Consider the following 16,201-nt stretch of genomic DNA (forward strand, 5'->3'; position numbering starts at 1 on the left):
CCATTTATAAATAACAATTGTTATTATTTCTTTACTTTAAAGCTTCCTGTAGCCGTATCAAAAACGATTAAATCGTCGGGGAATAAATTATTAAAAACACCTTGCGATATTAAATTACAAGGGGCATCGCAAACAATGCTATCTGTTTTCATTACAATGAGTCGGTCGCATAATTGAATCGCTAAATCGATTTCGTGAGAAGAAAACAGAATCGTCTTTCCTGTTTGCTCGACTAATTTTTTAAGCCACTTTAAAATATAGGCTTTGTGGTACATATCTAAATGCGTGGTAGGTTCGTCGAGAATAATAAGATCGGTATCTTGAGCGAGTGCCCGCGCAATCATTACTTTTTGGAGTTGTCCGTCGCTTAATTCGTAGCATTTTTTATGCTTTAAAGACTCTAAATTTGTTTGAGAAATAGCCGCATTTATTGCATTTGCATCGGCCGTTGTAAGTGTTCCCACCCAATTGGTATAGGGTTGTCGTCCTAAAGCAATCAGCTCAAAAACCGATAAGTTTTTAGACGCTATTGTTTCGGTTAGTACAATACTTAATACTTTAGCTAAAGTTAAATTATCGTAGCTTTCTATAGTTTTTCCGTGCAATAAAACGCTTCCTTTTAATGCGGGTTGTACGTTTGTTAACGTACGCAACAAGGTCGATTTACCAATACCATTACCACCAACCAAGCCTATAAGTTCGCCTTTGTTTAGGGTTAAATTAATGCCAGAGGCGATACTAGTTTCGGTTTTTTTAGAACGATACCCTATGCTTAAGTCTTCCGTTTTAAGAATCGTGTTTTGATTGTTGTTTTTCATATTAAAAGACCATTTTACGTTTTCTAATTAACAGCCAAATAACAACGGGTGCTCCAATTAACGACGTTATAGCATTAATAGGTAAAGTATAATCAGAGGTTGGTAACTGAGCAATACTATCGCAAATAAGCATAATTATAGCCCCAAATAAAAAGACGGCAGGAATTAATATTTTATGGTTTGCCGTATTAAAAACTAAGCGTGTAATATGCGGAATAGCCAAACCAATAAAGGCAATCGGACCAGCAAAAGCAGTAATAGTTCCTGCTAATAAACTTGTGGCTATGATTATGATTAGTCGGCTTTTTTTAATATCTAACCCTAAACTTTTAGCGTAATTTTCTCCCAATAATAAAGTATTTAATGCTTTTATAGAAGCGATGCTAAACAAGAGACCAATGGCATAAATAGATGCAAAGACGGCCAATTCGTTCCATTGTAGATCGCCTAAACTACCAAAGCCCCAGAAAATATATTGTTGTAATTCTTCGGCCGAACTAAAATACGATAACACGCTTACAATTGCCGAAGTGATACTGCCAAACATTAAACCAATAATAAGAATAGCCATTGTATCGCGCACTTTCGACGAGACGATTAATACGGTAAGCAGTACTATAAAACTACCCAAGCTGGCGGCAATAACTAAGCTCCATTTAGAGATTAATACTGCGGTAAACACACCACCAATTACCGACGAACCCATAATAACTAGAGCAACCCCTAAACTAGCGCCCGAAGTTATTCCTAAAACAAACGGCCCCGCTAACGGATTCCGAAATAGGGTTTGCATTAACAATCCAGAAATACCGAGTCCTGAGCCTACCAAAATGGCGGTTAAAGCTTTTGGTAATCTGTAATTTTGAATAATGTATTCTTTGTTGGTGTATTGTGAAGCGTCTGCAAAAAAGCTGTTAAAAATGTCGCTAAAAGGAATAGAAACCGAGCCTAAACTTACATTGACGAGAAATAAAAGTACGACGAGAAGTAATAAGATAAGAAAAGTGACGGTATATGTTTTTTGCGGATTCAAAATTACTTTAAAAGTTTAAAAAAGTAAGGTGTGTAGTTTGGCAATACTCCCGGATGGCAGATTTTAATAATGTCTTTTAAAACCAAATCTGGGCGTGCTGTACCTAATTCGTAATAAGTGACACCACCAGTTTTCCCCGTTGTGTTAGCGAACGTGTATATTTTATTATTTTTAAAAGCATCAAAATTACTGTAATGCGCATTGGCTTTTTCTAAGGCTTCTTTGCTTGTGTAATACGACGGACTTAACCAAATATCTGCGTTTTTTGCGGTGTCGTAAACCACTTCAAAATTTAGCGATAAACTTCCTGTGCCTCTAGTCTCACTCCATAAATAATTGGTGTTGGCATCTTTTAAAAACTGTGCCTCGGTACTTTGACCATTAGGTAAATACCATGTATCTTTATGCAAAGCGCCACTTAAAACACTTGGTTGTGTACTTGTGTTTAAGGCTAGTTTTTTCGCTGCGTTATAATCGGTTTCAATACGATTAAAGATTGAATCGGCTTGCCTTTCTTTATTGTATAAAACGCCAAAAAACTTAATCCATTCTGCTTTTCCTAAAGGCGATTTTTCTACCCAATCCCCATTATAGATAACAGGAATATTAGCTTTTTTTATGGTTTCTAAGGATTTGTTTTTACCATCTACTCCAAATGCAACGACCACATCAGGATTAATATCTAAAACGACTTCGGTATTTAAACCTTCAGTTTTACCTAACTCACGGACTTTATTGGCAGCGATTCTTGCGCGTGTTTTTTTAGACGAAATATAATCGGTGCCCGGAAACCCAATAAGTGTTTCTTCAACATTTAAAAGCTCTAAAGCGGGGATATGCGTTGTAGATGTTACGACTACATTTTTTATGGGTGTAATAATTATACCGTCGTATTGGTCTTTTAAAAACGTGGTTTTAGCTGCTTCTTCTTTGGAAATTAAAACATAATTAAAACTGTTTTTAGCAGTCGGCCACGGACTTTTTATCTCTAGAACCGAGTGGTTACCATATTTAGTAATTGCAAACCCTTCGGCATAAGATAACGGAACCGTCGTACTTTGTGTTTTAGGAAGTACAGTGTTTTTTTTTGTTTCATTTTTGCAAGACCATAATGAAAGGCTAACAAATAAAAATAATAAGAATGTTTTCAAAGCTTTAGTTTTAATGCTCCAAAAGTAATATTAATTAATCTTTTGCAATAACATAAACTAAAATGTTTACTTTTGCATCGAATTTTGGTTCGGTATAGAAAAGTATCAAAGCAGTTTTGAACTTTATGTATCGATTAAAAGGGAATTCCGTTAAATTCGGAAGCTGTTCCCGCAACTGTACTCTTTGTTCACGTTTGTGAATGCTTACTATTACACTTCAAGTCACTGGATATTTTTTCTGGGAAGACAAATAGTTAAGACGAAAGCCAGGAGACCTGCCATTTTTTAACATCTAAAACGACTTTCGGGAGAAAAGTCTTCAAGATTTATGGAACGATTATTTTTTATACTAATATTTTTATGCTGCGGTGCAACTTTTGCGCAAGTTGTTCCTATCACGGAATTGAGTGAAGTTAATTTGAAATATATCAAGTTAAAGGATTCTGTTTATACAACAACTCAAACCGTTTTAAACGATAGTATTCTAAAGCGTAACCAAGCGTCTCTTACCAGTCTATTAAATTTTAATTCTACGATTTATTTAAAGGAAAACGGATTAGGGATGGTGTCTTCTCCTAGTTTTAGAGGCACAACGGCCCAACAAACGGCTGTTTTATGGAATGGAATAAATATTAATTCGCAAACGACAGGTCAAACAGATTTTAATACTATTAATACACGAGGCTTTGATAAAGTGATTGTAAAATCTGGTGGAGGTGGTGTTTTAGATGGTAGTAATGCGATTGGAGGAAGTATTTATTTGGAAAATAATGTGACCTATAATTCAGGTTTTGAAAACGAAGTTTTTTTAAAATATGGGAGTTTTAATACTTTCGGAATAGATTACAAAACAGCCTATTCAACTAAAACTAAAAGTTTTTCACTAGGCGTTTCGCGTAGAGGATCGGATAATGATTATAAGTATCTAGGAACCGACAGAACTAACAAGAACGGTCAATTTAATAGTACAAATATCAACTCAAATTTTGGTTTTAAGTTAGGTCATAAAAACACCGTAAATTTATATTCTAATATTTATGATGGTAAAAGAAATTTCTCTGTCCCAACTCCAAATGCTTTAAAAACCAAGTATTACGACTTTAATACTCGAAATATGTTAGAGTGGGTGTTAAAATCGGATAATTTAGTGTCTAATACTAAAGTAGCTTATTTAACAGAAAACTATGAGTATTACCCAAATATAGATAGAGATTATAATACCTACGGAGAAGTAGGGAGTTTATTTGTAAAATACAATGTAGATTATCGATGGGAAAGTTTGCTTTTAAGTGGCGGAGTTAATTACGACCAAAATAATGGCGAAGGGTCTAATATTGAACATGAAATTCGTCATTTAGGCTCTGTTGTTTTTGGGGTAAAACAAAAAGTAAATAATCAATTTCTCTACGAAATAAGTGTACGTCAGGAACTTAATAATACGTATGAAAATCCTTTTTTATATTCTGCAGGAATACGAGCTGAAATTACTAGTTTCTACAAATTAAAATTGAACACTTCTAAAAATTTCAGAATCCCTACTTATAACGATTTATATTGGGAAGGACTAGGTAATTTAGACTTGAAACCAGAGTTATCTTATCAAGGAGAAATTAGTAATGTTTTACATATACCCAATGCGTCATTAACTGTTACGGGATATTACAATGCGGTTCAAGATCTTTTATTATGGACGCCAGATGTTAATGGTGTTTGGAGACCAAAGAATGCCGAAAATGTTAATATTTATGGACTTGAAGCTCTTTTGAAAGCCAATAAAAAAATAGGAACGCATACTATAGATGTATCGGCAACCTACGCATATACTGTCTCGGAAAATGAAAAAACAGATATGCAACTTATTTATGTTCCCTATAACAAACTAACAGCTTCTGTTAGTTATAATTATAAAAAAATGTCTGCTTATTACCAGTTTATTAATAACGGAGAAGTGTATACAACAACCGATAATGCCTCAGAACATATTGTTAATAGTTATATGGTCGCTAATATAGGAATGGAATATAGCTTTGGAAAGGGCGAAAGTAAATACATCCTCGGAGCACAAGTTCTCAATTTATGGAATGAGACTTACGAGAGTGTTTTAAACAGGCCTGCGGCAGGAAGAAACTTTAGTGTGTATTTAAATCTTAATATTTAGAAATTATGAATAAACGTTTAAAATTATTTGCCATGTTCGCTGTGATTATGCTTCTGCAAAATTGTACTAGTGACGATCGTGAAATTATTATAGACAATCCACCTCCTTCGGGCAATTATGCTAATGGAATATTTGTTTTAAATGAAGGTGGTTACACACATTCAAATGCTTCGGTCTCTTTTATAGATGTTTCCGGACAAGTTTATAATAACGTTTTTTTTGCTGTTAATGGTAGAGAATTAGGAGATGTAGCACAAAGTATGACGTTTTATGAAGACAAAGCCTACATCCTGATTAACAATTCAAATACTATTGAAGTCGTAAACCGCTATACTTTCGAGAAAATTACAACTATTGAAAACGGCATTTCGAACCCGCGATATATGACTTTTGTTGGTGATAAAGGGTACATAACAAACTGGGGAGATCCAGCAGACACTACCGATGATTATGTGGCGGTTTTAGACACTCAAACTAATGTTATTATAAATACTATACTGGTTCCAGAAGGACCAGAGGCCATATTAAATAATAACGGAACATTGTATGTAGCACATAAAGGCGGTTGGGGTTACGGTAATACAATATCCGTACTGGATGCGACTTCGGAAACGATTACTTATAGTATAGCTGTTTCAGATGTACCTGGAAATATGGTTACTCAAAATAACGACTTATATGTTATTTGTTCCGGAAAAGGTGGTTATACAGGCGACGAAACTTTAGCGGGTTTTTATAAAATTAACATGATAACAAACCAAGTTGAAGATGAGATCGCTTTTGCTGATGGGGTTCATCCAGGGTATTTAGAAATTAATAACAATTCTCTTCTATACACTTTAAATTCAGAAGTTTTTGAAATGGAGTTAACTGATTTTTCATTGTCTACAGCAGCCTTATTTTCAACAAGTCCTCAAAATGTAGGCGTATTATATGGATTTAGAATCATTAATGGGAACATTTACATAGCAGATGCTAAAGATTATGTTTCTAATGGAGAAGTATTAGTCTACAATTTACAGGGTGAGTACCAAGAAGGCTTTGACGTAAAGATAATTCCAAACGGATTTTATAATAATAATTAAATAGAAACTTAAATAAATTAAAACTTAAATACATGAAAAAAAATTATCTATTCTTGATCACCTCTATTTTTAGCTTTTTAGCTTTCTCAGGCTTTGCCCAGAGTTATGAAAATGGTGTTTTCATTTTAAATGAAGGAATGTTTGGTACCGAGACGGCTTCAGTTTCCTTTTTAAGCAATTCTGGAACTTTAAGTACAGATGTATTTGCATCAGAAAATACAGGGCAGAATATAGGCCAATTGGCACAAGGCATGGGGTTTTATGGTGACAATGCTTATATTATTTCTAATGGTAGTAGCGAAGTAACTGTGGTTAACCGTTCTACATTTGCTCATATTGCAACTATAACAACTGACATTAGTAACCCAAGATATATTGCATTTGACGATGGTTTTGGTTATATAACCAATTGGGGAGATCCTTCAGACATTGCCGATGACTATGTCGCTGTGTTGGATTTAACATCAAACACAATTATCAACACTATTTCCGTAGTTGAAGGGCCAGAAGAAATTATAAAAGCCAATAATCAATTGTTTGTGGCACACCAAGGCGGTTATGGTTACGGAAACTCTGTTTCTGTGATCAATTTAACCGATAACACTGTGTCTCAAATAACAGTGGGCGATGTTCCAAATTCTATTACAACTGATGCTGATTATCTTTATATTCTTTGTGGAGGAAAAGAAGCTTGGACTGGAGAAGAGTCTTTAGGGAAATTATATAGAATAGACTTAACAGATTTTTCTGTAATGAATGAATATGATTTTGCGTCTGGAGAGCATCCAAACTTTTTACAAGTTGATAATGGAGAGGCATTCTACGTAGTAAATAATAATATTTTTAACTTCGATTTTTCAGCAAGTTTACCGAGTACAGAATTTATTAATACCTCTACTCAAAACGTTGAGATAGCCTATGGATTATCATTAATTGATAATACGCTTTATTTGGCAGATGCTGTAGATTACGTGAGTAATGGTAAAATAACAACTTACGGTATAGCAGGGAGTTACGAGAATACTTACACCGTTGGTATAATCCCAAATGGTGTTTATAAATATACTATGCCATTAGGTCTTTATGCTCCCCCAGCAGGGCAAGCAGGATCAACAGCTATTGCTGTAGATAGTAATTTGTTTATAGATTGGGCTTCAGGAGCGACTGTAACAAGAGGATTAATAAATATAACGGATCCTTCAGCTACTTACAATGGTAGTAATTATCCTACAGTAGGGTCGTCAGATTCAGCTGTTGGTGTGGCTAATGGAGATGTTGTAAGTTTAGGTGATGGAGGAGAAGCCATTTTGACATTTGATACACCAATTATAAATAGCTCTGGATTCGATTTTGCTGTTTTTGAAAATAGTTTTAGCGATACCTTTTTAGAATTAGCTTTTGTTGAAGTAAGTTCGGATGGTGTTAATTTTTTCAGATTCCCTTCTCATAGTCAGACACAAACAACTACACAAGTTGGTGGTTTTGGAAATGTTGATGCAACATATATTAATAATCTAGCAGGAAAATACCGTTCTGGATTTGGAACACCTTTTGACATAAGTGATATCGCTGACGATCCATTATTAAACAAAGATGGTATTACGCATATAAAGGTAATTGATGTTGGAGGAACTATAGACCCAGCGTATGCAACTTACGATTCTTATGGGAACATAATTAACGAGCCTTTTCCAACTCCTTTTCACTCCGGTGGGTTCGATTTGAATGCCATTGGCGTAATAAATAACGAAACCTTAAGTATAAACTTTTTTGCTAAGACCGAAGGGGTGAAGATTTATCCTAATCCAGCAACCTCTGAATTTTATATCTCTAAAGCGGGTTTAATTTCTATTTATTCTTCGGAAGGACGTTTGGTTTTACAACAAAACAATAAATCTGCTAAAACTCCTATATATATAGATCGTTTAACTACTGGTATTTATTTAGTTAATATTTTATCTGACAAAGGCACCGTAACTGTCAAGTTGATTAAAAAGTAACAAGCATATTTAATTTCATAAAAAAAGCCTCTTTTAAAGAGGCTTTTTTTATACTAAATCACAAAACCAAAAGCCGGTTTTCTCTCCTTCGGCATTGGGTGCATCGTATTCTCGATACGTTTTTTCTCCAATAGTAAACTTAACGGGCGATTTAAAAATGGGCCCATCATAACAAAAGGTATGGAATTCACCATTTTCACCACAAGGATCTACATCGCTTGGTAGGCCTGCTATAAGGTCTTTAGTTAGTGTTTTACCTACAAAATCTTCATCGAAATATTTAGCGCTCGCGCAAATAACAACGGCTTTAAAGCCTAAGTCTAAAAACGTATTAATTACTGTTTTGGTATCTTTTTTCCACAAAGGGAATACGCCAGTTAATCCTACTTTTTCTAATTCTGTTTCGCGATACTGTTTTAAATCTTCCAAAAATATATCGCCAAACAAACTATGGGTATATCCTTCGTTTTGTAAACGCGTGGTGGTGCGTTTCATAATTTGGTTGTATTGATCCATTGATGGGTTTTCGGGCAACTCTATAGTCGTGCCTTTTATGCCAATAGCCTCCGTTTGTGCTTTTAGTAAATTTATAGGCAAGCCGTGCATTGTAACGCGTTGAAAATGCGAGTTCACAGAGGTCACTAGTTCTGTAACATCGTATTTGTTCTCTTTAAGCGTATAATGTAAAGCGAGCGCAGCATCTTTTCCGCTGCTCCAATTGCAATAAGTTTTATGTTTAGGCATATCGTGTTTGTAGTGTTAATCGATGTACATTTCTTTCGAAAAAGGCACTAAATCATTACTGTCTCCAACGGCTTCAAACGATTTACCTTCCGTTGTATTGGCGGTTCTGTTAGTATTTGAAATATGGTTTAAAGCTTCAGCTAAAAGGGGTTCGGTTTCAGTTCCTAGAATGCCTAAGTTATTTAGTTGCTCGTCATATTCTACTAAAGGAACTAATCCAGTTGATGGCACCCCTTCATCTAAAACATTGACCGTTGTTGCCACTAATGGTTGTAACGCATACGTATGTCTAGGATCGGCGTTGATACGACCAAAATCTGGAGAATCGTATAATGTTATTGAAGCTTGAGATTTCCCAGTTGTAATAGCCCCCACCTGCACTACGGTTATATAAGGTTTTAAACTATTAATCACCATTTCGCTTGCTGAAGCAGAGCTTTTAGAGGTTAACACATAGACTGTATTAAGATTTAAACTATTGCCTTGAGACGTAAAATTATAACTTGTGTTATTACTTTGTAATTGATAATTGTACTGTAGTTTAGAGAAAATATCACCATTAAAGTCTCCCGTAATAAGGCTCCCTAAAAGTGCAGCAGAAGTTACCGAGCCACCAGGGTTATACCGCAGATCGACAACCAGATGCTGCACTGCATTCCCTTTAAACACGCCAAAAGCAGCACTTAAAGCATCATTAAAATTAGCGACGAAACCATTGTACATTAAGTACCCCACGTTTTCACCTTCCACTTGCAAGACATCTGTTTTAAAAACGGGGTTTTCAGTGTAGGATACGGTATTTAAATCGATTGTATTTATTGTAGGATCAATAGTATCATCATCTGGAGTTGTGGTGGTGTTATCGTTGTATTCGGCTAAATTCAACGTAAACGAATATTGACCTAATAAACGTCTATAATTGGAGACCGTTAAAGGTGTTCCGTTTACGGCATAAAACAAATCGCCACGCTGTAATCCAGCACTTTCGGCACTGGTATTGGGTAAAATATAACGCACGTAACCATAGATATCATTAGAACCTGAAGCATAACGCACTAAGCCAAATTCCATTCCAGTGGTTGTAGTGATACCGCTAAATTGTTGTTCTAATGCTAAATAATCGTCGGTTATCCAACTAAAACGGTCAATAGTAGTACGGTTGTAAATTAAACTTTCAAACAATTCTTGTGGCCGCGAATATTGCGATAAATAATTGTTGTAATCTGCACTCGACACTTTGTCTTCAACTAAAACAGGAACATCTTCTTTATAGAGATAATAGACATCCATTGCTTTGTATACGAAATCGTTAATATCGACGTTAGCAATAGGTTGGTCGTCTAAATCTTCAAAACAACTGGTTAATGCAATGGGTACTGCTAAATAGAGTAAGATTCTTGAGAGGGGTTTCATTATAATAGTTTTCTTTTTCAGTTTAAATGTACTTACTTTTATCGGGATTAAAAACAAATTGTAACAAAACCGAAAACCAATCGTCGTAATACTATAGAGCGATAAAAAGTGCTATAAACCAAACCACCAACCAAAGTAATATAATGACACAGTCAGATTTTTTAACTATTGTGACGCCTTTTAAAGACAAAGTGTTTCGTTTAGCAAAACGATTACTGGTGTCGACAGAAGAAGCTGAAGATGCCACACAAGAAATTTTAATGAAGCTGTGGAAGAATAAAAAAACTATAAAAAACTATAACAATGTTGAAGCGTTTTCGATGACGATGACAAAGAATTTTTGTTATGATAAATTGAAATCGAAACACGCTCAAAATTTAAAAATAGTTCATAATAATTACGAAGACACGCAAGTAGCCTTGCAAAAACAACTAGAAGTTAGTGACAGTTTAGAGTGGGTTGGAAAAATAATGAATACGTTACCCGAGCAACAAAAACTGATTGTCCAACTTCGAGATATCGAGCAATACGAGTTTAAAGAGATTGCAAAAATGCTGGATATGAATGAAACCGCCATACGCGTGAATTTATCTAGAGCCAGAAAAACAATTAGAGAACAATTAACTAGTACACATAATTATGGTATTAAATAATATAGAAAAACTATTAGAAAAGTACGATAATGGGGAAACCACATTACAAGAAGAGCAGCAGTTAAAAGACTATTTTTCTCAAGAAACTGTAGCGCCGCATTTGGAAATGTATAGACCAATGTTTGCCTATTTTTCTAAGAGCAGCAAAGAACAATTTACCAAGCAAGTGCCATTAAAAACTAAAAGTGTTATACACTATAAATGGTTATCTGTAGCAGCGGTAGGCGTTTTAATGTTTGGGTTTTTCTTTAATTTATTTTTAAATGAGACTGATGACTATACCGAAACTGAGAAAGCACTCGCTTACCAACAGGTAAAAGAGTCGTTGCACTTTGTGTCTAAACAATTTAATAAAGGCACCGAAAAAGTAGGCTATCTAGAGGCTATAAACACAGCAGGAATACAAGTCGATTATTTAAAAGAATTTAATCACCCATTAAGAAGAGTATTTAACAATTAAAAATAAAAAACATATGAAAACTATAAAAAACACCCCGTCAATCATAAAATTAAACACTATGAAAAATTCAATTATTCTATTTGCTTTAGCAGTTATTTTAATGCCTTTAACCGCTTTAGCACAGAGCGATATATTTTCGAGATATAGCGATGATAGTAACGTAACTTACGTGTCTATTAAACCTAAAATGTTCCAGATGTTAGCCAAAATGGACATTAATTCAGATGATGCCGAAGCTAAAGAGTTTATGCAAATGGTAAATAGTATTACCAGTTTTAAAACGTTAGCAACCGATGATAAGGCAATAGCTGCTGATGTCTCTAAATGGGTGAAATCAAGATCTAATGTTTTAGAAGAATTGATGGAAGTAAAGGATAACGGAATGATCGTAAAGTTCTTCGTTAAGGAAGGTAAAGATGAAGACCATGTTGCAGAGCTGTTAATGTTCGTAAACGGATTGGACGCTGTAATGAATGATGCAGATATTAATATCAATGGGAAAAAGCGAAGCCTACAAACGGTTGTCGTTTCTTTTACGGGAGATATTAATCTGAATCAGATTTCTAAATTAACTAAGAAGTTTGACTTACCGGGAAGCGACGAATTAGAGAAGAAAAAGTAATTAACGATTCTAAAAACCACCATCCATTATGAAACCATTAGTTAAACTATTTGCATTAAGCGCCTTATTTTTAGTAACACTTTTTAGTTGTACAAATGAAGAATCCATACAAACGTACTTTGTAGGGCATCAAGATGAGCCTGAGTTTTTAATGATTGATCTGTCTCCTAAAATGATAGATATTTCGCAAACTGAACTAGATGACGAACAACGAGACGTTTACAATTCTTTTAAGAAGGTTAATATTTTAGGTTATAAAGTTGATAAAGCAAATAAAGCGTCTTATGTGTCAGAATTAGAGAAAGCCAAAACTGTTTTTAAAAATAAAGATTATAGCGAATTAATGGAGTTTAGCGATAATGGTATTAAATTTAGAGTAAGCACCATTGGAAATAATGATGAGATCGACGAGTTTATACTATTAGCGAGTTCAGAAGCGGTCGGTTTCGCCGTGGTTCGTGTTATTGGAGACAATATGCAACCCGAGAAATTAGTACACCTTATGGAAAAAATGAAAGATATGGATGTCGATGGCAACCAATTAGGTAAAGTTATGGACTATTTTAATAATTAAAGTTTATAGGTCATAAAACTAAAAAAGGATAGCGTGAGCTATCCTTTTTCTGCTTTAAAGGCTTTCTTGAAGGGTTTATAATTTAAACCGAACCGAAAATAAAAAATAACGTTCTAGCAATTTTTGCGACTGCAGTGTTGATGAATAATCGGAAGAATTTAATTCTACAAACTCTCTTTTATTAAGTAGATTATTAACCTGCAATGAATAGTCTATCTTTTCATTTTTCTGCTGATAATTAAAAGCAGCATCAATAAACGTAATGCTGTTATTGCGTGTTTTTAAATTGGGATCGAAGTATTTTCCATCTACTGTAAAATAGAACCTGTTTTTAATATACTTTACAGAAAAGTGATTTTGAAAAGTCGTAAATTGATTGCTATTATACCCTTTTGAAGAAAACGAATTATTTTGAAAAATCACTTTATTAGCAAAATTTAAATCCTTTTTAAACCCTGTTCTTACTTCTAATTGTAAATTTAAAGATTTGTTTTTGTTCTCCCGTATCTCTGTGTTATTAATAATATTCTTATAATTATTAATAGTATACGCTGTTTTTAAATCTAGCGTAGATTTAATAAAATCAATATATTTTTCAGTATCTATTCCTAGGCGATAATTGTTATTATCCAATTTTTGCAATTCAGAAATATTTAAGGTGTTAACATCATCAATAAAAAGTGTGTTTAGATAATCATAGTCCACTTTAGAATAGTTGAAATAGGAATTAAATTGAAACAAATTATAAAAATCATTAATTCTGTAACCAAAAGAAGTGTTTTTGTTTTGTATTAAGTTGAAATTAAATTGATTAGACAATAGATTTCGGTTATCCGTTTTAATTCGGCCAGAAAAGATTTTATTTAATTCTGGTAATTTGTTTACAATACTGTGTTTAGCATACAATACAGCGGCATTACTTAAACTGAAATTAACAGTAGCCGATGGATTATTTATAATTTTATGGGTCTTAAATAAAGCCGCATTATTATCAATTTTAATTGCAGATACTAACAACTCATTTTCTAGTATAAATTGCCAGCGATTCTTTTTAAACACGTATTCTACATCCAAATACACCGAATTATCTTCAATAGTCGTAGTATTTCTATTATATAAATTAGAAATAGTATCGAAGCTATTCGTTGAGGTTAGCGCGTTATTATGGTTGTAATATCCCAAAGCTATAGCGTAGTTCCCGTTTTTTAGTTTCGATAAAAATTTTGAAGCAACGTCTATAGTTTGGTGCTTAACTCTAATATCTTGTGCGGTAATAGTTGAGTTAATACTCGTAATATTATTAAAGTTTAAATATTGAGGAATATCATTTTTCGAAAAATCTCCAGTAACCTGAAACACACTTTCCGTAGTTACTTTCTTTGTAAATTCTATCTGCTGCTTAATAAATAAGTCTTTACTGTTTTTATCCTCTTTAAAAAGCGAGTTGTTATTAGTGCTTAAAGCATCAATAGCAAGGGTGGTGTAATCTATTTTACCTTTAAAGTTTAAAGCAGATTTTAAACTTGGTTTTACTTTAAGTTCATAGTCCAAAACATTAACTATTGGCTTTTTCTCTAAATCGTAAGTGTTGCTAATTGTTAAATCGCTTTCATCTAGATTATAAAGTGTTTTTGTGGCATTATTTAAACGCAATTTATCTCTAAAATGATTTAAATTAAGGCGTAACGCTATTTTATCTGATAGTTTATTTAAAGCATTTAAACTCCCAAAAAACGTGTTGCTAGAGCCTGTGTATTTAGAAGGAAGGCTGGCGCTAAAAGCAGTGGCATCTGTAAAATTATGAGCTCTTTGTTTGCTTTCCTCAATTTTGGATAAATCAAAGGTGTTGGCATCAAAACGATACGGACTCATATTTTTGTTAACGTTATTATAGTTTACTAGAGCAAATCCCTTTATTTTCTTCGATACCGAAAGCGCATTCCCATTTAAGCTATATACATTGTCAATGCCTAAACCCAAATCTAGATCTCCGGAAACGTCTGTTTCACCCTTTTTTAGTGTTAAATTTAAAGCAACATCTTCAGAGTGTTTAACATCTTTTAATAGTGCGTTTTCTTGATACCCTTCAATAGCTTGGATTTCTTGAATAATCTCTGGATTGATGTTTTTAGTACCAATAGTGTAATTAACATCAAACAAGTTATCGTTATCTAGCAATACGCGCGTTACTTGTTTTCCCTTAAACTTTATACTTCCGTTTTCGGCGATAGTTAGTCCTGGTAATTTTTTAAGTAAATCTTCTAAAACACGCTCCGTACCATCTTTAAAACTATTAGGCCTGTAAAATGTGGTGTCGTTTTTAACTATAATGGGTTTTTTAGTTGCAATGAAGACTTCCTCTAAGTCTGAAACTCTTAAGTCAAGTTCAAAGTTTTGAATATAATTTTTATGTGAATCACTTTCTTTTGGAAGCTTAATTTTCTTTGAAATATGACTTATTATCGAAGTTTCAATAGTGCTATTTTTAGCTGTATCTATAAACTCAATAGAATAGTAACCATCTGTATTCGTCGTGTTAAAAGAGAGAATTGTATCGTCACTATCTCTTAAAAAAACACTTGCAAAGGCAATAGGTTCTTTGGTTTCGCTGTCTATTACAGTGCCCGAAATAGTGTTTTGTGAAAACACACTATTAAAACTACAAGAAAACAAAACCATAGCAAGTATGATTTTGAAATAAGTAGGGTTAATAACTATTTTCGATAGTTTTAAATTAGTTGTCGGCACTAATTATAGTTTCAATTAATTTTTTAGGAATGGAGAATCCACCACCATTTGGAGTTCTATAGTTTTTTAATTCGTTATATTTTTTATAATATATCTCTGTATATAAGTTCCAGGATATAGGTTCTTCTTTATATTCAGAAAAAGGGTTTGTTATATCAACCTGTTTCTTGCTTATGTTTATTTTATTAGCAATCATTTTAAATTCACCATCATCAGATTCTACTTGTAATATAAGTCCTGGCAAGCCGTAAAATTTCCAAGGCCCCGTTTGAAAAGGGATTTCCGCAGTAAAATAAGCTGTGTACTGTCTGCCGCGGTATTCAGTAGTCGCTTGCTGGCAAGTATAGCCTAGTATGTCTTTCTTCTCATTTTTAATGTTCCAGTTAAAAATATTCATCGAATCCTTCACTAAAAAAGGTTTCATACCAACCCGTTCTATACTATAAATATGTCTTGTTTTTGAGTCTTTATAAATGATTGGATTTTTTTTCGACTTTAAATTTAAAACAGAACCCCCGTTTACTCCAGCTTCTTCCTCAACAAGATTAAAGTTGCCTACAAAGTCCATTTCGTAATGCGAAAGCACACCGTTAGAAATTAAACGTGAATTTATTGTAGTTACTGAAGGAAGACTTTTAAACTGAATAGAATACGTGTAATCTGCAATTAATATGCTTTCTTGAGCGTGACCGAGACTTGCACAAAGTATGAATATTAAAAAGTAGAATTTATTTTTCATATA

Annotated in this window: 14 protein-coding genes and 1 riboswitch; of the genes, 7 read left to right on the forward strand and 7 right to left on the reverse strand. The window is 33.6% G+C overall.

Features of this window, described 5'->3' with window-relative positions; all coding sequences use genetic code 11:
• Positions 1-23: 23 nt before the first annotated feature.
• The 3 genes from ES677_RS00565 to ES677_RS00575 are packed head-to-tail and all read right to left on the reverse strand — an operon-like array spanning position 24 to position 3,002.
• Positions 24-818: an ABC transporter ATP-binding protein gene (locus ES677_RS00565; RefSeq protein WP_148368707.1), complete on the reverse strand. Its 795-nt coding sequence runs from the start codon at positions 816-818 to the stop codon at positions 24-26.
• A gap of 1 nt (position 819) precedes the next feature.
• Positions 820-1,851 carry a FecCD family ABC transporter permease gene (locus ES677_RS00570; protein ID WP_148368706.1) on the reverse strand — a complete coding sequence of 344 codons (1,032 nt, stop codon included), beginning with the start codon at positions 1,849-1,851 and terminating at the stop codon, positions 820-822.
• Positions 1,852-1,853: 2 nt separating this feature from the next.
• Complete coding sequence (locus tag ES677_RS00575; protein ID WP_148380116.1) at positions 1,854-3,002, reverse strand: ABC transporter substrate-binding protein; 1,149 nt, start codon at positions 3,000-3,002, stop codon at positions 1,854-1,856.
• Between the two features lie 68 nt (positions 3,003-3,070).
• A riboswitch (cobalamin riboswitch) is annotated at positions 3,071-3,299 on the forward strand.
• A gap of 31 nt (positions 3,300-3,330) precedes the next feature.
• Here ES677_RS00575 and ES677_RS00580 point away from each other — a divergent pair.
• Genes ES677_RS00580 through ES677_RS15580 form a run of 3 tightly spaced genes read left to right on the forward strand, consistent with a single transcriptional unit; the run spans position 3,331 to position 8,245 of the window.
• Positions 3,331-5,160 (forward strand): TonB-dependent receptor plug domain-containing protein, encoded by a 1,830-nt coding sequence (locus ES677_RS00580; RefSeq protein ID WP_148380117.1) that lies wholly within the window; start codon positions 3,331-3,333, stop codon positions 5,158-5,160.
• 5 nt (positions 5,161-5,165) lie between these two features.
• Positions 5,166-6,245, forward strand: a complete 1,080-nt coding sequence (locus tag ES677_RS00585; protein WP_148380118.1) for a YncE family protein — start codon at positions 5,166-5,168, stop codon at positions 6,243-6,245.
• Positions 6,246-6,277: 32 nt separating this feature from the next.
• Entirely contained in the window at positions 6,278-8,245 is a 1,968-nt protein-coding gene (locus ES677_RS15580; RefSeq protein WP_246124303.1) for a DUF5074 domain-containing protein, read from the forward strand.
• Between the two features lie 48 nt (positions 8,246-8,293).
• Here the strand turns inward: ES677_RS15580 and ES677_RS00595 are convergent, their stop codons facing one another.
• Both ES677_RS00595 and ES677_RS00600 read right to left on the reverse strand, forming a co-directional pair.
• A complete protein-coding gene (locus ES677_RS00595) occupies positions 8,294-8,989 on the reverse strand; it encodes an adenine nucleotide alpha hydrolase (RefSeq protein ID WP_148380119.1) in 696 nt (231 codons plus the stop codon).
• A gap of 15 nt (positions 8,990-9,004) precedes the next feature.
• Entirely contained in the window at positions 9,005-10,402 is a 1,398-nt protein-coding gene (locus ES677_RS00600) for a S41 family peptidase (protein WP_148380120.1), read from the reverse strand.
• Positions 10,403-10,545: 143 nt separating this feature from the next.
• Between ES677_RS00600 and ES677_RS00605 the strand changes: the two genes are divergently transcribed.
• Genes ES677_RS00605 through ES677_RS00620 form a run of 4 tightly spaced genes read left to right on the forward strand, consistent with a single transcriptional unit; the run spans position 10,546 to position 12,711 of the window.
• Positions 10,546-11,055, forward strand: coding sequence for an RNA polymerase sigma factor (locus ES677_RS00605; protein WP_148368700.1), 510 nt, complete (start codon positions 10,546-10,548; stop codon positions 11,053-11,055).
• On the forward strand, positions 11,042-11,515 hold the full coding sequence (locus tag ES677_RS00610) for a hypothetical protein (RefSeq protein ID WP_148380121.1): 474 nt from the start codon (positions 11,042-11,044) through the stop codon (positions 11,513-11,515). The genes ES677_RS00605 and ES677_RS00610 overlap by 14 nt, the downstream gene beginning before the upstream one ends.
• A 58-nt stretch (positions 11,516-11,573) precedes the next feature.
• A complete protein-coding gene (locus ES677_RS00615; protein WP_148380122.1) occupies positions 11,574-12,137 on the forward strand; it encodes a DUF4252 domain-containing protein in 564 nt (187 codons plus the stop codon).
• A gap of 28 nt (positions 12,138-12,165) precedes the next feature.
• Positions 12,166-12,711, forward strand: a complete 546-nt coding sequence (locus ES677_RS00620) for a DUF4252 domain-containing protein (protein ID WP_148380123.1) — start codon at positions 12,166-12,168, stop codon at positions 12,709-12,711.
• A 75-nt stretch (positions 12,712-12,786) separates the two neighbouring features.
• On the opposite strand, the gene ES677_RS00625 is transcribed toward ES677_RS00620, so the two are convergent.
• Complete coding sequence (locus ES677_RS00625; protein WP_148380124.1) at positions 12,787-15,459, reverse strand: TonB-dependent receptor; 2,673 nt, start codon at positions 15,457-15,459, stop codon at positions 12,787-12,789.
• Complete coding sequence (locus ES677_RS00630; RefSeq protein WP_148380125.1) at positions 15,446-16,198, reverse strand: GLPGLI family protein; 753 nt, start codon at positions 16,196-16,198, stop codon at positions 15,446-15,448. The genes ES677_RS00625 and ES677_RS00630 overlap by 14 nt, the downstream gene beginning before the upstream one ends.
• Between the last annotated feature and the right edge of the window lie 3 nt (positions 16,199-16,201).

Origin of the sequence: Bizionia gelidisalsuginis (assembly GCF_008086185.1) — a bacterium.
In the GTDB taxonomy this organism is placed as follows: domain Bacteria; phylum Bacteroidota; class Bacteroidia; order Flavobacteriales; family Flavobacteriaceae; genus Bizionia; species Bizionia saleffrena.